The sequence below is a fragment of the Massilia sp. X63 genome, from assembly GCF_041023745.1.
Classification (GTDB): Bacteria; Pseudomonadota; Gammaproteobacteria; order Burkholderiales; family Burkholderiaceae_D; genus Telluria.
In genome coordinates, this window is record NZ_JBFTEF010000002.1 from 323,389 (window position 1) to 341,343 (window position 17,955).

Here is a 17,955-nt window from a genome sequence, read left to right on the forward strand (position 1 = left end):
CAAGTACAATCAGATAAAGATGGCAATAACGAATTGATTGTTCAGATTGTCGAACAATCGGCGAGAACAGGAAGCGGAGGCCCCACCATGAACAAGCTCCAGGCCATGGAAGTATTCATCCAGGTCGTCGATTGCGGCAGCTTCACCAAGGCTGCCGAAATGCTGAACATGCCCAAGGCAACCGTCTCGACGCTGGTGCAGACGCTCGAGGCCACGCTGGCGGTCAAGCTGCTGCACCGCACGACGCGCCAGGTGATGATCACCTCGGACGGCGCCGCGTACTACGAGCGCTGCGTGCAGATCCTGTCGGACGTGCGCGACGCCGAAGAATCGCTGTCGCGCCACCGCTTGAGCCCGAGCGGACGCCTGCGCATCGACACCCCCACCGGCCTGGCCTCGGAAATCCTGATCCCCGCCCTGCCCGCCTTCTTCGAGCGCTACCCGGACATCACGCTGGAACTGGGCAGCACCGACCGGCCGGTCGACCTGGTCGAGGAAGGGGTCGACTGCGCGGTGCGCGGCGGCGAGCTGGTCGACCCCAACCTGATCGCCCGCCGCATCGGCGTGATCAACTTCGTCACCGCCGCCGCCCCCGCCTACGTCGAGCGCTTCGGCATGCCGCAGCATCCGCGCGACCTGGAACGCCACCGCTGCGTCAACTACTTCTCGGCCAAGACCGGCAAGGTCTCCAAATGGGATTTCACGCGCGACGGCGAACGCATCGAAGTCGCCCTGCCCGGCCCGATCGCGCTGAACGATTCGAATGCCTACGTGCAGGCCGGCCTGGCAGGCCTGGGCGTGATCATGATGACAGACTACCTGCTGACCCAGCACATCGCGGCCGGGCGCATGCTGCAGGTGCTGCCCGAGTGGAGCAGCGACCCGCTGCCGGTGCACGTGGTGTACCCGCAGAACCGCCACCTGTCGGCCAAGGTGCGGGTGTTCGTCGAGTGGATCTCGGAGCTGTTCGCGGCGCACCCGCACCTGCGGCTGCAGGCGCCGCGGCCGGCCGTCCAGGCGGAGATCGAGACGGTGTAGAATCAGGCAAAACAACCGGGCACCGGGAGACGAACATGGACCACAGCTCACAGCCGCGCAGCATCGACATCCTGCTGGCGCGCTACGCCGAAAGCCACCGCAACCACATCAACGAGATCATCCACTTCGTGTGCATCCCGCTGATCGTCCTGAGCCTGCTCGGCATCCTGTGGGCGATCCACCCGGTGGTGGCCGTCGCCGCCACGCTCGCCTCGCTCTACTACTACACCAGGCTGTCGCCCCGGTTCGCCATCGGCATGGGCGCGATGAGCGCCGTCATGCTGGGCATCCTGGCCATGATGCCGGACATGACGGTGCTACCGGTGTCGATCGCGATCTTCGTGGTGGCCTGGATCGGCCAGTTCATCGGCCACAAGATCGAAGGCAAGAAGCCCTCGTTCTTCGAGGACCTGCGCTTCCTGCTCATCGGGCCGCTGTTCGTGCTGTCCTTCCTGTACCGCCGCCTGAATCTGGCTTATTAATTAATGCAGGGTGGGCAGGTTCCCTGCCCGCGCGTTCAACGAACAGCTTGGAACCACGGAGCGTCTTTGCCCATGTGATTTGAACGCGCGGACGTTTGTAGTTCAGGCCACTGGCCTGAACTACCCCGCCCACCCTACGAAACCCCATATCGCGGCGTGCGAGAAAACGGCGAAGCACGTATACTCGCGCGATGCCCTCTTCCGCCCTCTTTACCGTCGCCTCCCTGATCTGGGGTTCGACCTTCTTCGCCATCACCCTGCAGCTGGGCGAAGCGCCGCCCGCGGTGTCGGTGGCCTACCGCTTCTTCCTGGCCGCCGCCACGCTGTTTGCGATCTGCCTGTTCCGCCGCGACAGCCTGCGCCTGCCCTTGCGCACCCACGGCTGGATGGCGCTGCAGGGCGTGCTCACTTTCTGCATCTCCTACCTCTGCACCTATCAATCGGAACAGTACGTGGTCTCGGGCCTGGTGGCGGTGGTGTTCGCATTGATGGTGTTCTGGACGCCGCTCCTGAGCAGCCTGTTCTTCGGCACCGGGATCAGCCGCCGCACCGTCGCCTGCGGCGTGGTCGCGATCGCCGGCGTCGCCCTGCTGTTCTGGCATTCGATCGGCACCGCCTGGCGCGACTTCCAGGCGGGCGGCAGTCCGGCCTTCATCGCCGGCGTGGTGCTGGCGCTGGCCGCGACCATCGCCAGTTCGGCCGGCAGCATCGTGGTCACCAAGGTCAAGGAACAATGCGCCAACCTGCCGCTCACCATGGCCTGGTCGATGCTGTGGGGCGCTTCGCTGGTCACCGTCTGGTCGCTGGCGCACGGCGACCGCTTCGTGATCCCCAGCAGCCCGACCTACTGGGCCGGCCTGGTCTACCTGTCGATCTTCGGCTCGGTGATCGCCTTCTTCGCCTACTTCACCCTGATCGGGCGCATCGGCGCGCAAAAGACCGTGTATATCGGCGTCATCACGCCGGTGCTGTCGGTGCTGCTGTCGATCAAGCTCGAAGGCTATCGTCCCGGCCCGGTCGAATTCGCCGGCATGATCCTGTGCCTGGCCAGCGTGGCCTGGGCCCTGCGCGCACCCGCAGCCAACCCTGTGCAATCCGCAAACCTGAACAATCCACTCGAAACGCCATGACCACTTTCTCCATCCGTCCCGCCCAGCCTTCCGACGTCTCGCACATCCATTCCATGATCCTGGAACTGGCCGTGTTCGAAAAACTCGAACACATGGTGGTGGCCACCGAAGCGCTGCTGCACGAAGGCCTGTTCGGCGCGCATCCCTCGTGCGAAGCCATCATGGGCGAGGAAGACGGCGAAGTGGTTTGCTTCGCCCTGTTCTTCCATAATTTCTCGACCTTCCTCACCAAGAAGGGCCTCTACCTCGAAGACCTGTACGTGCGCCAGTCGCATCGCGGCAAGGGCTACGGCACCAAGATGCTGACCCGCCTCGCTAGAATCGCGGTGGAGCGCAACTGCGGCCGCTTCGAGTGGTCGGTGCTGGACTGGAACGAGCCGGCGATTCAGTTCTACAAGGCGATGGGCGCCGACATCCTGCCCGACTGGCGCATCTGCCGCCTCACCGGCGACACCCTCGACGCGCTGGCCGAACGCCGCATCTGACAAGGCGCGTAAGAAGGCGAATCAGGGCGCACAAAGAAAAACCCACGGGGCCGGAGGGCGCCGTGGGCGAACCCATTTTCGTCAAATGGGGAGGGGAGATGGTGAATCACACGTATGCAATATAGGTGTGGATTCTTAATGATCAATTAAGGCTTACATTTGCTTACCCTTGTTACGAAGCGTTTTGCTTGCCGTTGAAGTGATCATTCCCCGAGTTGGAATCCGGTGGTTTGACGCGGGTCAAGCCAAGTAGATTCTGCAGGCTGTGCGTTGTGGATGCGTAAGGGATGAGGGATCCCCGTCGCCAGAGCGTCACACCGCAGCCTGCGCAAGGCAGCCTTACACCGCGATGTGTGCCGCCCGGACGACGCCGTCCTTGACCACCGTGCGGCAGGGATTCGATCCCATGGCATAGGCCAGGTCGGCCGGCCGCGCGATATCCCACAGGGCCAGGTCGGCCCGCTTTCCCGTCTCCAGCGTACCGATCTCGCCGTGCAGGCCGAGTGCGCGCGCCGCGTGGATGCTTGCGCCCTGCAGCGCTTCCTGCGGCGTCAGGCGCCACAGGGTGCAGGCCATGTTCATGGCCAGCAGCAGGGAAGTCATCGGCGAGGTGCCGGGATTGCAGTCGGTGGCCACCGCCATCGGCACCCCGGCCTTGCGCAGCGCGTCGATCGGCGGCTCTACCTTCTCGCGCAGGAAGTAGTAGGCGCCCGGCAGCAGCACGGCCACGGTGCCGGCGCGCGCCATGGCGTCGATGCCGGCCTGGCTGAGGTGCTCGAGGTGGTCGGCCGACAGCCCGCCATGGCGCGCCACCAGTTCGGCGCCCTGCTGGTCCGACAGCTGTTCGGCATGCAGCTTGACCGGCAGGCCGAGCCGGCGCGCGGCAAGGAACATGCGCTCGGTCTGCGCGTTGGTAAAGCCGATCCGTTCGCAGAAGGCGTCCACCGCGTCGACCAGCCCTTCGCCCGCCAGCTGCGGCAGCATGCGTTCGCACAGTGCATCGACATAGTCGTCCGCGCGGCCGGCGAATTCCGGCGGCAGCGCATGCGCGCCCAGGAAGGTGGTGGCGACCCGCACCGGCAGGCGCCGGCCGACCTCGCGCGCGGCGCGCAGCATGCGCGCCTCGGCTTCCAGTTCCAGCCCGTAGCCGGACTTGATCTCGAGCGTGGTCACGCCCTCGGACAGGAGCCTGGCCACGCGCGGCAGGCTTTGCGCCAGCAGCGCGTCGACGTCGGCGGCGCGGGTGGCGCGCACGGTCGACATGATGCCGCCGCCCTGGCGCGCGATGTCCTCGTAGGTGGCGCCGTTCAGGCGCGCTTCCCATTCGTTGCTGCGGTTGCCGGCGTGGACGATGTGGGTGTGGCAGTCGATCAGCCCCGGCGTCATCCAGGCGCCGCCGCAGTCGTGTTCCGTGCGGGCCGGCGGCGCGTCGCGGCGCGCGCCCAGCCAGGCGATGCGGCCATCCTTCACCGCCAGCGCGGCATCCGGCAGCGCACCATAGCCGTCCGCGGCGCCGGGCGCCATGGTGGCAAGGTGCACGTTGGTGAACAGCAGGTCGGCCGCTTCACTCATAAGACGCTTCGTCCTGTTCGTCCTCGTGGTACCAGACGTCCACGATGAAGATCATGCCCTGCCCGGCTTCCAGCTTCCAGGTCGAGCCGGCTTCCAGCACCACCGCGTCGAAGCGCACCAGGCCGATGCGCTCCTTCTCGTTACGCAGCTCCAGGGAATCGCCCTCGGCCAGGAACAGCACGGTCACGTCGGCGCGCGCCACGAATGTGGAAGATGCGGTGGACGATGCGGTGGAGTCGCCCGACAGCCGGCGGCGGCCGAAGGTGTGGTAGCAGCGTTCGCTGCGCGTCATGACGTTGAAGTCGGTGCTGGCGCCGCGGCTGAGCTTTGCGATCACGTTTGAGGCGCCGTCGAAGGCCACCACCGGCTCGGTCTCGGTCACCAGGGTCGGCTCGCCGTCGATCTCGAGCGTCATGCCATGCCCTTCGACCAGGGCCAGCGTGCGGTCGACGCCGGGGAACAGCGAGAACGCACCATCCTTCTCGATGGTGGCCAGGCTGATGCGCCACTCGAAATCCTCGAAGCCGGCGTCATGCGGTCCGATGGCGATTTCGGTCGTGCTGCCGCCGCCGTTTTTCCACGGCACCGGCGACAGCCCTGCGAACGGGATCAGTACGGTCATTGGCCTACCTCGCTAGAGTCGCGCAATTCAATCATGGCCTGGCGGTAGCGCTGCGTGACCGCATCCTGCGCCACGTGGCGTCCGCCCTGCACCACCCAGCGCCCGCCGCACAGCACGTCGCGCACCAGATTGTCGTTACCGCAAAACAGGAAGCGGCCGAGGACATCCGCCTCCGCCACGCCGTCCAGGTTCGGATGGCTGCCGTCCAGCACCAGCAGGTCGGCGCGCAGGCCTTCCCGCAGGGCGCCGACCTTGCGGCCGGCCGCCTGGGCGCCGCCGCGCAGGGCGGCCTGCCACAGGTACTGGCCGACGTCGCGCTGCTCATTCGTGAAGGCGACGTTGCGGCGCTGGTGGACCAGGCGCTGGCCGTACTCCAGCCAGCGCAGCTCCTCGACCGGGCTTTGCGACACATGGCTGTCGCTGCCGATGCCGAAGCGCCCGCCGAGCGCGATGAAGCGCTGCAGCGGGAACAGGCCGTCGCCCAGGTTGGCCTCGGTGGTCGGGCACAGGCCGGCGACGGCGCCGCTGCGCGCGATCGCCTGAACTTCCGCGTCGTCCAGGTGGGTCGCGTGCACCAGGCACCAGCGCGCGTCGACCTCGACCTGCTCCATCAGGTTTTGCACCGGGCGGCGGCCCGAGAATGCGATGCTCTGCTCGACTTCGGCCTGCTGCTCGGCGATGTGGATGTGCAGCGGACGTCCGGCCGGCAGGCCGGAGGCCAGCTCGCGCACCTGCCCGATCGTCGCCGCGCGCAGCGAGTGCGGCGCGGCGCCGACCTCGAGCTGGCCGCCGCGCAGCGGCTGCAGCGCTTCGGCGATGCCGAGGATGTCGTCGACATTGGTGCGGAAACGCCGCTGTTCGGGACGCAGGGGCTGCTCGCCGAAGCCGGCATGGCTGTACAGCACCGGCAGCAGGGTCAGGCCCATGCCGGTGGCATGGCCGGCCGCGGCGACGCGCTCGGCGGTTTCAGCCGGCCGCGCATAGGCCTGGCCGTCGGGGCCGCGCTGCAGGTAATGGAACTCGCACAGCGAGGTATAGCCGTGGCGCAGGCACTCCACGAACAGCTGGGCCGCGATGGCCTCGATCTGTTCCGGCGTGATGCGCGCCGCGAAGCGGTACATCAGGTCGCGCCAGGTCCAGAAGCTGTCCGGACCTTCGCCCGCTCGCTCGGTCAGCCCGCCCAGCGCGCGCTGGAAGGCGTGCGAGTGCAGGTTGACCATCCCCGGCAGCACGTAATCGGCGCGCGCCACGCCGAGCGGCGCCGCCGCTTCCGCTTCGACGCGCGTCAGGTCGCCGTACGCATCCCATTCGAGCAGCACGTCGCGCCGCCACCCCTCGGGCAACAACGCATGGCGGACAAACAAGGCTCTCATGCGCGCGCCCCCTCGCCTGCCCACCCGGCCGCGGCGCCGATCATGTCCTTCAGCAGCGGCTGCACCCTTGCTGCCACCTCGGGACGGTATGCGAAGGGCGGCGCTTCGTCCATGTACAGGCACTGGCACATCTCGAGCTGGATCGCGTGCACTCCCTGCTGTGGCTGGCCATACCTGCGCGTGATGTGGCCGCCCTTGAAGCGCCCGTTGACGGCGATGCTGAAGCGGTCCTGGGCGCGCGCGACGCCCACCACCGCCCCCTCCAGTCCGGGATCGCAGGACTTGCCGTCCGCGGTGCCGAAGTTGAGGTCCGGCAGGCGGCCCTCGAAGAAGCGCGGCACGACCGAAGCAATGGAGTGCGCATCCCACAGCACCACCCTGCCGAACCGCCGCTTCAGGCGCTCGAGTTCGGTGCGCAGCTGTTCGTGGTAGGGCATCCAGTAGCGCTCCAGGCGGCGCCGCACTTCGGTTTCATCGGGCGTCTTGCCGGGCAGGTAGAGGCTTTCGCGGCCGAAGGTGTCGACCGGGCACAGCCCCGTGGTATCCATCCCGGGATACAGGTTGGTGTCCTCGGGCGGCCGGTTCAGGTCGATCAGGTAGCGCGACCAGCGCGCCGAGATGGTCGACACCCCCATCTCTTCCAGGAAGCCGTACAGTTCGGGCAGGTGCCAGTCGGTGTCGGCGCGCGCGGTGGCGCAGGACGCCATGGTGCTTGCGACTTCGTCCGGGATGTCGGTGCCCGCGTGGGGCATCGACACGAGCATGGGGAGCCTGCCTGCCTTGAACCGGAAATCCATTGCCTCTCCTGAATGCGTTGTTAGGGGTGCAGTACGCTGAACAATTCCTTGCACGAGGCCGACAGCTCGCCGTTCACGACCATCAGGCGCGCGGCCTCGATGTCGGGAGCGAAGAAGCGGTCGGCGTCGTAGGGCGCTACCCGCGCGCGCAGCTGGGCATGCACGTGCTCGAGGTGCGCGGAACTCTTCAGGGGACGGTGGAACTCGATACCCTGCGCCGCCGCCAGCAGCTCGATGCCCACGATCACGGACGTATTGTGCGCCATCTGGTCCAGACGGCGCGCCGCGAAGGTGGCCATGCTGACGTGGTCTTCCTGGTTGGCCGAGGTCGGCAGGCTGTCGACGCTGGCCGGGTGGGCCAGCGACTTGTTTTCCGAAGCCAGCGCGGCGGCCGTCACGTGGGCGATCATGAAGCCCGAATTCAGGCCAGGTTCCTTCACCAGGAAGGCCGGCAGGCCGGACAGGTTGGCGTCGATCAGCAGCGCGATGCGGCGCTCGGACAGCGCGCCGACTTCGGCGATGGCCAGGGCCAGCGTGTCGGCGGCGAAGGCCACCGGCTCGGCGTGGAAGTTACCGCCCGAGATGATCGCACCGTCCTCGGGGAACAGGAGCGGGTTGTCGGTCACGGCATTGGCTTCGATCAGCAGGGTGCGCCCGGCGTTGGCGATCAGGTCCATGGCCGCGCCCATCACCTGCGGCTGGCAGCGCAGGCTGTACGGGTCTTGCACGCGCTCGTCGCCGACCAGGTGCGAGGCGCGGATGGCGCTGCCCGCCACCAGCTCGCGGTAGATCGCGGCAGCCGCGATCTGGCCCGGCTGGCCGCGCACCGCGTGGATGCGCGGGTCGAACGGCGCGTCGCTGCCGCGCGCGGCATCCACCGACAAGGCGCCGGCCACCATGCCCGCTTCCAGCACGCGCTCGGCCATGAACAGGCCGTGCAGCGCCAGCGCGGTCGAGACCTGGGTGCCGTTGATCAGGGCCAGGCCCTCCTTGGCGGCCAGGGTCACCGGCTCGATGCCGGCCGCGCCCAGGGCCTGCTTCGCGTCCATCAGTTCGCCGCGATAGCGCACCGGTCCGACGCCCAGCATGGCCAGGGTCATGTGGGCCAGCGGCGCCAGGTCGCCCGAGGCGCCGACCGAGCCTTGCGACGGGATCGCCGGCATGATGCCCGCGTTGTACAGGGCGATCAGGGTCTCGATGATCAGGGGGCGCACGCCCGAGTAGCCGCGCGCCAGGCTGCCGATCTTGGTCAGCAGGATCAGGCGCACGATGTTGTCGGCGATGAGTTCGCCGGTGCCGACCGCATGCGACAGGATCAGGTTGCGCTGCAGCGTCGCCAGCTGGTCGTTCGGGATGTGGGCCTTGGCCAGGATGCCGAAGCCGGTATTGATGCCGTAGGCCGGGTCGCCCTTGGCGGTGATGCGCTCGACCAGGGCGCAGGACGCCTTGACCGGCTCCCAGGCTTCCGGCGTCAGGCTCAATGGCAGGTGGGCGGCCCAGACGGCGCGCAGGTCGGCCAGGCGCAGTTCGCCCGGTTGCAGGATGAGATGGTGGTGCGAGTCGTTCATGCTGTACCCAGTTTGTGCTGTATTACTTGATCATCGGAAGAATCAGGCCGTTGCGCTTGGCCGTGTCGATCGCGCTCTGGTAGCCGGCGTCGGCATGGCGCATCACGCCCGAGCCGCTGTCGTTGACGAGCACGCGCGCCAGGCGCTTGGCAGCCGCCTCGGTGCCGTCGGCCACGATGACCACGCCCGAGTGCTGCGAATAGCCCATGCCGACGCCGCCGCCGTGGTGCAGCGAAACCCAGGTGGCGCCGCCGGCGGTGTTCAGCAACGCGTTGAGCAGCGGCCAGTCGGACACCGCGTCGGTGCCGTCGCGCATGGCCTCGGTTTCGCGGTTCGGGCTTGCCACCGAGCCGGTGTCGAGGTGGTCGCGGCCGATCACGATCGGCGCCTTCAGCTGGCCGGTGCGCACCATCTCGTTGAAGGCCAGGCCGGCCAGGTGGCGCTCGCCCAGGCCGAGCCAGCAGATGCGCGCCGGCAGGCCCTGGAAGGCGATGCGATCGCGCGCCATGTCGAGCCAGCGGTGCACCCGTGCGTGCTGCGGGAACAGCTCCTTGATCTTGGCGTCGGTTTTATAGATGTCTTCCGGGTCGCCCGACAGCGCCACCCAGCGGAACGGACCGCGCCCTTCGCAGAACTGGGGACGGATATAGGCCGGAACAAAACCCGGGAAGTCGAAGGCATTCTCGACGCCCTCGTCCTTGGCGACCTGGCGGATGTTGTTGCCGTAGTCGACGGCGTAGGCGCCCATGGCCTTGAAGTCGAGGATGGCGCGCACGTGCACGGCGCAGGATGCGGCCGCGGCGGCTTTCAGGCGCGCGTGCTGGCCTGGGTCCTGCTGGGCGGCCTTCCATTCCTCGACGGTCCAGCCGGAAGGCAGGTAGCCGTTGATCAGGTCGTGGGCCGAGGTCTGGTCGGTGACCAGGTCGGGCACCATCCCGCCAGCCCTGGCGCGGCGCACCAGTTCCGGCAGTACGTCGGCCGCATTGCCGAGCAGGCCGATCGAGACGGCTTCGCGCTTTTCCGTATGTTCCTTGATCATCGCCAGCGCCTGGTCGATGTCCCGCGCCTGCTTGTCGAGGTAGCGGGTGCGCAGACGGAAGTCGATGCTGCTCTGCTGGCATTCGATGTTGAGCGAGACCGCGCCGGCGAAGGTAGCGGCCAGCGGCTGGGCGCCGCCCATGCCGCCCAGGCCGGCCGTCAGGATCCAGCGGCCCGCCATGTCGCCGCCGAAGTGCTGGCGGCCGGCTTCGGCGAAGGTCTCGTAAGTGCCCTGCACGATGCCCTGGGTGCCGATGTAGATCCAGCTGCCGGCAGTCATCTGGCCGTACATGAACAGGCCCTTGCGGTCGAGTTCATTGAAGTGTTCCCAGTTGGCCCACTTGGGCACCAGGTTGGAGTTCGCCAGCAGCACGCGCGGAGCGTCGGCATGGGTGCGGAACACGCCCACCGGCTTGCCCGACTGGATCAACAGGGTCTGGTCGTCTTCCAGCTCGCGCAGCGAGGCCAGGATCTGGTCGTAGCACTCCCAGTTGCGGGCGGCGCGCCCGATGCCGCCGTAGACCACCAGCGCCTGGGGGTTCTCGGCCACCTCGGCGTCGAGGTTATTCTGGATCATGCGGTAGGCCGCTTCGGTTAGCCAGCTCTTGCAAGAGAGCTCGCTGCCGCGCGGTGCGCGGATGACGCGCGATGGATCGAAGCGGGGGTCGTGGGGCATCGGTGAGTTCATGGCGGCTCCTGGTTGGAATCTGCGATGAGTCTAGGTTGTCTATACAACCAAGTCAATCCATTTATTCATCACCTTTGCTGCTTTTGTAGGGTGGGCGGCTTGCCGCCCACGCGGTGATAGTTAGCAGCAAGATCATCCGGCACGATAACGGAGCTTTCTGCTATCACCGCGTGGGCGGGAGACCCGCCCACCCTACGGTTTACCTCATTTCTTGAACACCTGCTTCCCGCCCACCCAGGTCTCCAGCACCCCGGTCTTGAAGATGTCGTAGGTCGGCATGCGGAACAGGTCGCGGTCGATCACGATGAAGTCGGCGTGCTTGCCCGGCTCCAGCGAACCGAGGCTGTTTTCCTGGTGGCCGGCGTAGGCCGCATCCAGGGTAAAGCAACGGAAGGCTTCCTTCAGCGACATCGCCTGGTTCGGGTACCAGCCCGCCACCGGCTGGCCGGCGTGGTCCATGCGGGTGACGGCGGCGTGGATGCCGAAGAACGGGTTCGGCGACTCCACCGGGAAGTCCGAGCCGCAGGCGATGCGCGAGCCCTGGTGCAGGAAGCTGCGCCAGGCGTAGGCGCCCTTGATGCGTTCCGGGCCGACGCGGGTCTCGGCCATGTTCTTGTCCGAGGTGGCGTGGGTCGGCTGCATCGAAGGGATGATGCCCAGGGTGTTGAAGCGCGGGATGTCCTGCGGGCTCACCACCTGGGCGTGCTCGATGCGGTGGCGCTGGGCTTCGCTCTTCGTCGCTTTCAATTCCTTCTGGTAGATGTCGAGGATCTGCTTGTTGCCGGCGTCGCCGATGGCGTGCACGTTGACCTGGTAGCCCTTGCGCATGGCCTTGGTCATCATCGCGTCCATCTGCGCGCTCTTGAAGAACAGCAGGCCGTGCGAATGCGGCTCGTCGCTGTAGGGCTTGATGAGCGCAGCGCCGCGGCTGCCCAGCGCGCCGTCCGAATACAGCTTGACCGCGCGCAGCGCGTACATGCCGTCGCCGTAGTCCTTCAGCGGGCCATTTTTTGCCAACTGGTCAAAATCCTCGCCGGTGCCGCCGATCATGGCGTAGACGCGGGTGGTGAGCTTCTTCTTGTCCGCATAGTCGCGGTACAGGCGGTCTTCGCCCACGCCGATGCCGGCGTCGTGCACGGCGGTCAGGCCCATGCGCGCGATCTCCTGCAGCGAGCGGTCCAGCACCATGCGCCCTTGTTCTTCGGTCTGGGCCGGCATGACCTTGGTCACCAGTTCCTGCGCCGCGTCCACCAGCACGCCGGTGGCCTCGCCGTTCGCGTCACGCATGATCTTGCCGCCGGCCGGATCGGGCGTCGATCTGGTGATGCCGGCCAGCGCCAGCGTGCGGCTGTTGGCCCAGCCGGCGTGGCCGTCGACGCGCTCCAGCCAGACCGGACGGCTCGATTCGACGGCATCCAGCTCGGCGGCAGTCGGGAAGCGGCCCAGCTTCCAGTTTTCCTGGTTCCAGCCGCGGCCGCGGATCCAGGCGTGGTTGGCGTTCTCCTTGGCATACGCCGCGATGGCGCGGGTCGCATCCGCCAGCGAGGTGCTGCCGGACAGGTCGAGCTGGGTCAGCTGCTGGCCCAGGCCGAACACGTGGCCATGCGCGTCGATCAGGCCCGGCAGCACGGTGCGCCCGCCCATGTCGACCTGGCGCGCGCCCTTGGCCCTGGCCGCCACCTCGGCATTGCTGCCGACCGCCGTGATGCGCCCTTTGTCGTCGAAGGCCAGCGCGCTGAACTGCACCAGCTCGCCCTTGGCGTTCAGGGTGTAGCCGTTGGCGTTGGTGATGACGGTGTCGGCGTGGGCCGAGGCGAGGACGCCGAGGCCGGCAAGGACGATCATGGAACACAGGGGGATCTGGCGCGCGCGCATGCTTTCTATTCTCCGTTGTCGATGGGTGACCGCGCTTCGCGGGCGCGGCACGCAGAGTGTATAGAAAATCAAGGAGCGGGCATAGCGGGCCCTTATCCGGCGTCGTGGAAGATGATTCCCAAAGTCTGCCGGGTGCCGCGCCGCAGCCGGCTGACGCCATGGCGCATCGCCACCCGATAGACGCCGCGCGCGCCCTGCACCGGCCGCTGGTTGACGGCGAAGACCACCGCGTCGCCCTGCTCCAGCGGCACCACCTCGGCGCGCGACTGCATGCGCGGGCGCTGTTCCGTCAATACGAACTCGCCGCCCTCGAAGTCGCTGCCCGGCCGCGACAGCAGCACCGCCACCTGCAGCGGGAACACCAGCTCGCCGTACAGGTCCTGGTGCAGGCAGTTGTAGTCGCCTTCGCGGTAGCGCAGCAGCAGCGGGGTCGGCTTGAGCTGGCCGGCCGCATGGCAGCGCGCCAGGTAGTCCGCGTGCGCCGCCGGGAAGCGGGTGTCGATGCCCAGCACCTGGTGCCAGCGATTGGCGATGGCGGCCAGCGGCGGGTACAGCGCGGTGCGCAGCGCCTCCAGCGGCGCCGGCAGCGGATAGGCGAAATACTGGTACTCGCCGCGGCCGAAGCCGTGCTGCTGCATCAGCACGCGGCTGCGGAACAGCGCGGGCCGGTCGTACAGCGCGCAGGCAGCCGCGCAGTCCTGCGGCGCCAGCAGGCCGGGAATCACGGCGCAGCCGAAGGCGTCGAGTTCTCCGGCCACGCGCGCCCAGTCGATGTCGTTCACTGGCCGGCCTCGCGCTCGAGCAGCGTGCGCTTGCGTTCGATGCCCCAGCGGTAGCCGGACAGCGCGCCGTCGGTACGGACCACGCGGTGGCAGGGAATCGCCACCGCCACCGGGTTGGCGGCGCAGGCGCCCGCCACGGCGCGCGCCGCGGTCGGCATGCCGAGCCGTTCGGCCAGTTCGCTGTAGCTGACGGTGGCGCCGGCGGGAATGGCGCGCAGCGCTTCCCACACGCGCCGCTGGAAGGCGGTGCCGCGCACGTCGAGCGGCAGGTCGAGCCCGAGGCGCGGCGCCTCGACGAAACCCACCACCTGCGCCACCGTGCGCTCGAAGCCGGGCTCCGCGCCCACCAGGTCGGCCTGCGGGAAGCGCTGCTGCAGGTCCTGCAGCAGCGGCTCCGGCTCGTCGCCGATCAGGATCGCGCAGATGCCGCGCCCGGTACTCGCCACCAGGATGGCGCCGAGCGAACAGCCGGCCAACGCGAAGCGGATCGTCTCGCCCCGCCCGCCGGCGCGGTAGCGGCCGGGCGCCATGCCGAGCGCGCCGGCGCTGGCTTCGTAGAAGCGCCCGCTCGATCCGAAGCCGGCCGCGTACAGCGCGTCGGTCACGCTCGGCGCGGCCGCCAGGCCCTGCTGCAGGCGCGCGGTGCGGCGCGCCGCCGCGTAGGCTTTCGGCGTGATGCCGGTATGCGCCTTGAAGACGCGGTGGAAGTGGAAGCGGCTCATGCCGGCGGCCTGCGCCAGGCTGTCCAGATCGGGCGCCTGCTCGGCTGCGTCGATCAGCCGGCAGGCCTGCGCCACCGCCGCGGCCTGGCGTTCGGCCAGCGGGGCCTGCGCCGGCTTGCAGCGCAGGCAGGCGCGGAAACCGGCCGCCTCGGCCTCGGCGCAGCTGGCGTGGAAGGCGACGTTGGCGCGCCGCGCCGTGCGCGAGGGGCACGAGGGCCGGCAGTACACGCCGGTACTGCGCACGGAATAATAGAACTGGCCGTCGGCGTCGCGGTCGCGGCGCTGCACGGCGGCCCAGCGCGCCTCGTCGCTATCGAACAGGCTGGTCATGGCGGTCATGGTGGAGTCCTCGATCGGTTACAGGATGCGTCCAGCGTAGCGTAGCGCCGGCGGCAAGGCACTCCGGGTCTTGCTTTCAATTCGCTTTTGACTGCGGTGCTAGAATTTGGTGTCGCGGCAGCTTCGCCGCCCATGCCTTCCCGGAGAGTAGTTTGGAAGAAACGATCGCGCAAGACAGCACCCCTATTTTCCAGCGAATCAAGGATTACCTGGTCGGCGAAATCGCGTCCGGGCGCTGGAAAGAAGGCGACCTGGTGCCGTCCGAGCAGGCGCTGGTGCGCCAGTTCGGCGTGTCGCGCATGACCGTGAACCGCGCGGTGCGCGAGCTCACCGCCGAGCAGATCCTGGTGCGGCGCCAGGGCTCGGGCACGTATGTGGCGCCGCAGAAGTACCAGGCGACGCTGGTCGAGATCCGCAACATCGCCGACGAGATCCGCGCACGCGGCCGCGCCCACCGCAGCCATTTATGCCTGCTGCGCGCCGAGATCGCCACCGACGCGCTGGCGGCCGAATTCGAGCTGGCGCCCGGCGTCACGCTGTACCACTCGGTCATCGTCCACTTCGAGAACGAGGCGCCGATCCAGGTCGAGGACCGCTGGGTCAACCCCGACTGCGCGCCGAGCTACCTCGACCAGGATTTCGGCAGCATCACCCCGAACGAGCACCTGATGGCGGCCGCGCCGCTGCAGGGCGCCACCTACGCGATCGAAGCCCAGCCGGCGCCGGCCGAGATCGCCCCGCTGCTGGGGATCGCCGCGGGCCGGCCCTGCCTGGTGCTGCACCGCCGCACCACCTCGGGCGGACGGGTGGCTTCGGTGGCCACCATGTGGCATCCAGGCCACTTGGCGCGCTTCACGGGCAGTGTTTGAGGCCCCTCCCCGCCGATTGCTGTTCAATATCTCCACGGAATCGAAAAACTTCGCCATAATGGCCACCTTCGAACTGCCCTCGACCACGCCTGCATGAAGCCCCTTTCTTCGCCCGCACTGCACGCCGCGCCGCGCCGCGTGCTGCTGCTCGACGATGACCGTTTCATGCTCGAGGTGCTGCGCGAGATGTTCGACGTGCTCGACGAGGGCGACGGCAGCGGCCCGTTCGACGTGCACGCCGAGAACGACGCCCGGCGCGCCTTGATGGCCCTGCCGCGCCATGCGCCCGAGCTGCTGGTCTGCGACCTGGCGATGCCCGACATGGACGGCATCGAGTTCCTGCAGGCCGCGGCCGGCCAGGGTTTCAATGGCCGGGTGATCCTGGTCACTGCCATGGAAGACGGCGTGCGCGACGCCGCCAGCGAGCTGGCGCGCGCCCTCGGTCTGCAGGTGGCGGGCGCCTTCCGCAAACCGCTCGCCATCGAGCAGTTGCGCCTCGCGGTGCAATGTTGAGATTTTGTACAAAGCGACCCACACTTTTTGAAAAAATGGGGTATTATTCGGCACATCCCCGCCTGACACCCCCTGCCGTCTTTCCATATTGAATTTTGCACACAGTGCCTCCACCATTGTGTAGCAGCTAGTTATTCGATTAGCAGTACGCGGAAACCGGCCAGGCCACGCAGGTATGGCGTTAGCCACAGGCGTTAATTGATCCTTACCTCTTTTGAGGAACATAATGAGCGAAAACATTAAACACATCACCGATGCAAGCTTCGATGCCGAAGTGCTCAAGTCCGAGCTTCCGGTCCTGGTCGATTTCTGGGCCGAGTGGTGCGGCCCGTGCAAGATGATTGCACCGATCCTGGAAGAAGTCGCCCAGCAATACGCGGGCAAGCTGGTGGTGGCCAAGGTCGACGTCGACGCCAACCAGGCCGTGCCGGCCCAGTTCGGCATCCGCGGTATTCCGACCCTGATCCTGTTCAAGAACGGCGCTGCCGCTGCACAGAAAGTCGGCGCCATGGCCAAGGGCCAGCTGGTTCAGTTTATCGACAGCAACATCTGATACTGATACCATGAGCGGCGGCAGCGCGCCCGCGTTGCCGTCATGTCGGGAAGCCTCGGCTCCGGTGCTTCCCAGCTTACATAAACCCCGTAGTTCCCTCCCCTACCTTTACTTTCCCGTCACGGGACACCCACACAAACATGCATTTATCTGAACTGAAGGCAATGCACGTCTCCGCGCTGCTGGAGATGGCCATCGGCCTCGACATCGACAACGCAGCCCGCCTGCGCAAACAGGAACTGATGTTCGCGATCCTGAAGAAGCGCGCCAAGCAGGGCGAACAGATCTTCGGCGACGGCGCCCTCGAAGTCCTGCCGGACGGCTTCGGCTTCCTGCGCTCGCCGGACGCCAGCTACATGGCCTCGACCGACGACATCTACATCTCGCCGTCGCAGATCCGCCGGTTCAACTTGCATACGGGTGACTCGATCGAAGGCGAAGTGCGTACGCCGAAGGACGGCGAGCGCTACTTCGCGCTGGTGAAGGTGGACAAGGTCAACGGCGAATCGCCGGAAGCCTCGAAGCACCGCATCCTGTTCGAAAACCTGACGCCGCTGCACCCGAACGAGCCGCTGCGCCTCGAACGCGACATGAACGGCGCCGAGAACATCACCGGCCGCATCGTCGACCTGATCTCGCCGATCGGCAAGGGCCAGCGCGGCCTGCTGGTGGCCTCGCCGAAGTCGGGCAAGTCGGTCATGCTGCAGCATATCGCCCACGCGATCACCGCGAACCACCCGGACGTGACCCTGATCGTCCTGCTGATCGACGAGCGTCCTGAAGAAGTGACCGAGATGCAGCGTTCGGTGCGCGGCGAAGTGGTCGCCTCGACCTTCGACGAACCGGCCACCCGCCACGTGCAGGTCGCCGAGATGGTGCTGGAAAAAGCCAAGCGCCTGGTCGAAATGAAAAAGGACGTCGTGATCCTGCTGGACTCGATCACCCGCCTGGCACGCGCCTACAACACCGTGATCCCGGCCTCGGGCAAGGTGCTGACCGGCGGTGTCGACGCCAACGCCCTGCAGCGTCCGAAGCGCTTCTTCGGCGCCGCCCGTAACGTCGAAGAAGGCGGCTCGCTGACCATCGTCGCCACCGCCCTGATCGAGACCGGCTCGCGCATGGACGACGTGATCTACGAGGAATTCAAGGGCACCGGCAACATGGAAGTGCACCTCGAGCGCCGCCTGGCCGAGAAGCGCGTCTACCCGGCGATCAACCTGAACAAGTCGGGCACCCGCCGCGAAGAGCTGCTGATCAAGCCTGACCAGCTGCAGAAGATCTGGATCCTGCGCAAGCTGCTGTACTCGATGGACGAGATCGAGGCGATGGAGTTCATCCTCGACAAGATGCGCGCAACCAAGAACAATGTCGAATTCTTTGACATGATGCGCCGCGGCGGCTAAGCCGACGCTGCGTGTTGCGCGAATGAGGCGGCCTGCGGGCCGCCTTTTTTGTTGCCCTTCGGATACATTATGCACCAAAAAGGGGCATTTTTATTAACTAAATTGC

At 67.2% G+C, this 17,955-nt stretch carries 17 protein-coding genes; 8 read left to right on the forward strand and 9 right to left on the reverse strand.

Annotation, left to right across the window (positions count from 1 at the left end; genetic code table 11):
* The first annotated feature begins 87 nt into the window (after positions 1-87).
* The 4 genes from AB3347_RS05610 to AB3347_RS05625 all read left to right on the forward strand — a co-directional run bounded on the left by AB3347_RS05610 (position 88) and on the right by AB3347_RS05625 (position 3,135).
* Positions 88-1,038, forward strand: coding sequence for a LysR family transcriptional regulator (locus AB3347_RS05610; protein WP_369090796.1), 951 nt, complete (start codon positions 88-90; stop codon positions 1,036-1,038).
* Positions 1,039-1,073: 35 nt separating this feature from the next.
* On the forward strand, positions 1,074-1,520 hold the full coding sequence (locus AB3347_RS05615; protein ID WP_369090797.1) for a DUF962 domain-containing protein: 447 nt from the start codon (positions 1,074-1,076) through the stop codon (positions 1,518-1,520).
* A 191-nt stretch (positions 1,521-1,711) separates the two neighbouring features.
* Entirely contained in the window at positions 1,712-2,650 is a 939-nt protein-coding gene (locus AB3347_RS05620) for a DMT family transporter (RefSeq protein ID WP_369090798.1), read from the forward strand.
* Positions 2,647-3,135 (forward strand): N-acetyltransferase family protein, encoded by a 489-nt coding sequence (locus AB3347_RS05625; RefSeq protein WP_369090799.1) that lies wholly within the window; start codon positions 2,647-2,649, stop codon positions 3,133-3,135. The genes AB3347_RS05620 and AB3347_RS05625 overlap by 4 nt, the downstream gene beginning before the upstream one ends.
* A gap of 339 nt (positions 3,136-3,474) precedes the next feature.
* Here the strand turns inward: AB3347_RS05625 and hutI are convergent, their stop codons facing one another.
* The 9 genes from hutI to ada form a co-directional block, all read right to left on the reverse strand.
* A complete protein-coding gene (gene hutI, locus AB3347_RS05630) occupies positions 3,475-4,707 on the reverse strand; it encodes an imidazolonepropionase (RefSeq protein ID WP_369090800.1) in 1,233 nt (410 codons plus the stop codon).
* Positions 4,700-5,329, reverse strand: a complete 630-nt coding sequence (locus AB3347_RS05635) for a HutD family protein (RefSeq protein WP_369090801.1) — start codon at positions 5,327-5,329, stop codon at positions 4,700-4,702. The genes hutI and AB3347_RS05635 overlap by 8 nt, the downstream gene beginning before the upstream one ends.
* Positions 5,326-6,702: a formimidoylglutamate deiminase gene (locus AB3347_RS05640; RefSeq protein ID WP_369090802.1), complete on the reverse strand. Its 1,377-nt coding sequence runs from the start codon at positions 6,700-6,702 to the stop codon at positions 5,326-5,328. Before AB3347_RS05640 ends, AB3347_RS05635 begins: the two co-directional genes overlap by 4 nt.
* Positions 6,699-7,499, reverse strand: a complete 801-nt coding sequence (gene hutG / locus AB3347_RS05645) for an N-formylglutamate deformylase (RefSeq protein ID WP_369090803.1) — start codon at positions 7,497-7,499, stop codon at positions 6,699-6,701. The genes AB3347_RS05640 and hutG overlap by 4 nt, the downstream gene beginning before the upstream one ends.
* Positions 7,500-7,519: 20 nt before the next feature.
* Positions 7,520-9,067, reverse strand: coding sequence for a histidine ammonia-lyase (gene hutH / locus AB3347_RS05650; protein ID WP_369090804.1), 1,548 nt, complete (start codon positions 9,065-9,067; stop codon positions 7,520-7,522).
* A gap of 22 nt (positions 9,068-9,089) precedes the next feature.
* Positions 9,090-10,793 carry a urocanate hydratase gene (hutU, locus tag AB3347_RS05655; protein WP_369090805.1) on the reverse strand — a complete coding sequence of 568 codons (1,704 nt, stop codon included), beginning with the start codon at positions 10,791-10,793 and terminating at the stop codon, positions 9,090-9,092.
* A gap of 204 nt (positions 10,794-10,997) precedes the next feature.
* Positions 10,998-12,668, reverse strand: a complete 1,671-nt coding sequence (locus AB3347_RS05660; RefSeq protein ID WP_369090806.1) for an amidohydrolase — start codon at positions 12,666-12,668, stop codon at positions 10,998-11,000.
* A gap of 92 nt (positions 12,669-12,760) precedes the next feature.
* On the reverse strand, positions 12,761-13,498 hold the full coding sequence (locus AB3347_RS05665; protein ID WP_369091076.1) for a 2OG-Fe(II) oxygenase: 738 nt from the start codon (positions 13,496-13,498) through the stop codon (positions 12,761-12,763).
* Positions 13,447-14,502 (reverse strand): bifunctional DNA-binding transcriptional regulator/O6-methylguanine-DNA methyltransferase Ada, encoded by a 1,056-nt coding sequence (ada, locus tag AB3347_RS05670; RefSeq protein ID WP_369091077.1) that lies wholly within the window; start codon positions 14,500-14,502, stop codon positions 13,447-13,449. Before ada ends, AB3347_RS05665 begins: the two co-directional genes overlap by 52 nt.
* 161 nt (positions 14,503-14,663) lie before the next feature.
* On the opposite strand from ada, the gene hutC reads away from it, so the two are divergent.
* From hutC to rho, 4 genes are all read left to right on the forward strand, one after another.
* Positions 14,664-15,380 (forward strand): histidine utilization repressor, encoded by a 717-nt coding sequence (gene hutC / locus AB3347_RS05675; protein ID WP_369090807.1) that lies wholly within the window; start codon positions 14,664-14,666, stop codon positions 15,378-15,380.
* Positions 15,381-15,473: 93 nt separating this feature from the next.
* Positions 15,474-15,893 carry a response regulator gene (locus tag AB3347_RS05680; RefSeq protein WP_369090808.1) on the forward strand — a complete coding sequence of 140 codons (420 nt, stop codon included), beginning with the start codon at positions 15,474-15,476 and terminating at the stop codon, positions 15,891-15,893.
* Positions 15,894-16,119: 226 nt separating this feature from the next.
* Positions 16,120-16,446 (forward strand): thioredoxin TrxA, encoded by a 327-nt coding sequence (gene trxA, locus AB3347_RS05685; RefSeq protein WP_369090809.1) that lies wholly within the window; start codon positions 16,120-16,122, stop codon positions 16,444-16,446.
* Between the two features lie 140 nt (positions 16,447-16,586).
* A complete protein-coding gene (gene rho / locus AB3347_RS05690; RefSeq protein ID WP_005665081.1) occupies positions 16,587-17,849 on the forward strand; it encodes a transcription termination factor Rho in 1,263 nt (420 codons plus the stop codon).
* Positions 17,850-17,955 lie beyond the last annotated feature (106 nt).

What these genes read in the sequence shown, in the direction of transcription:
- AB3347_RS05610 (WP_369090796.1), top strand. Translation starts at nt 88, where the DNA reads ATGAACAAGCTCCAGGCCATGGAAGTATTCATCCAGGTCGTCGATTGC.
- AB3347_RS05615 (WP_369090797.1), top strand. Translation starts at nt 1,074, where the DNA reads ATGGACCACAGCTCACAGCCGCGCAGCATCGACATCCTGCTGGCGCGC.
- AB3347_RS05620 (WP_369090798.1), top strand. Translation starts at nt 1,712, where the DNA reads ATGCCCTCTTCCGCCCTCTTTACCGTCGCCTCCCTGATCTGGGGTTCG.
- AB3347_RS05625 (WP_369090799.1), top strand. Translation starts at nt 2,647, where the DNA reads ATGACCACTTTCTCCATCCGTCCCGCCCAGCCTTCCGACGTCTCGCAC.
- hutI (WP_369090800.1), bottom strand. Translation starts at nt 4,707, where the DNA reads ATGAGTGAAGCGGCCGACCTGCTGTTCACCAACGTGCACCTTGCCACC.
- AB3347_RS05635 (WP_369090801.1), bottom strand. Translation starts at nt 5,329, where the DNA reads ATGACCGTACTGATCCCGTTCGCAGGGCTGTCGCCGGTGCCGTGGAAA.
- AB3347_RS05640 (WP_369090802.1), bottom strand. Translation starts at nt 6,702, where the DNA reads ATGAGAGCCTTGTTTGTCCGCCATGCGTTGTTGCCCGAGGGGTGGCGG.
- hutG (WP_369090803.1), bottom strand. Translation starts at nt 7,499, where the DNA reads ATGGATTTCCGGTTCAAGGCAGGCAGGCTCCCCATGCTCGTGTCGATG.
- hutH (WP_369090804.1), bottom strand. Translation starts at nt 9,067, where the DNA reads ATGAACGACTCGCACCACCATCTCATCCTGCAACCGGGCGAACTGCGC.
- hutU (WP_369090805.1), bottom strand. Translation starts at nt 10,793, where the DNA reads ATGAACTCACCGATGCCCCACGACCCCCGCTTCGATCCATCGCGCGTC.
- AB3347_RS05660 (WP_369090806.1), bottom strand. Translation starts at nt 12,668, where the DNA reads ATGCGCGCGCGCCAGATCCCCCTGTGTTCCATGATCGTCCTTGCCGGC.
- ada (WP_369091077.1), bottom strand. Translation starts at nt 14,502, where the DNA reads ATGACCAGCCTGTTCGATAGCGACGAGGCGCGCTGGGCCGCCGTGCAG.
- AB3347_RS05680 (WP_369090808.1), top strand. Translation starts at nt 15,474, where the DNA reads ATGAAGCCCCTTTCTTCGCCCGCACTGCACGCCGCGCCGCGCCGCGTG.
- trxA (WP_369090809.1), top strand. Translation starts at nt 16,120, where the DNA reads ATGAGCGAAAACATTAAACACATCACCGATGCAAGCTTCGATGCCGAA.
- rho (WP_005665081.1), top strand. Translation starts at nt 16,587, where the DNA reads ATGCATTTATCTGAACTGAAGGCAATGCACGTCTCCGCGCTGCTGGAG.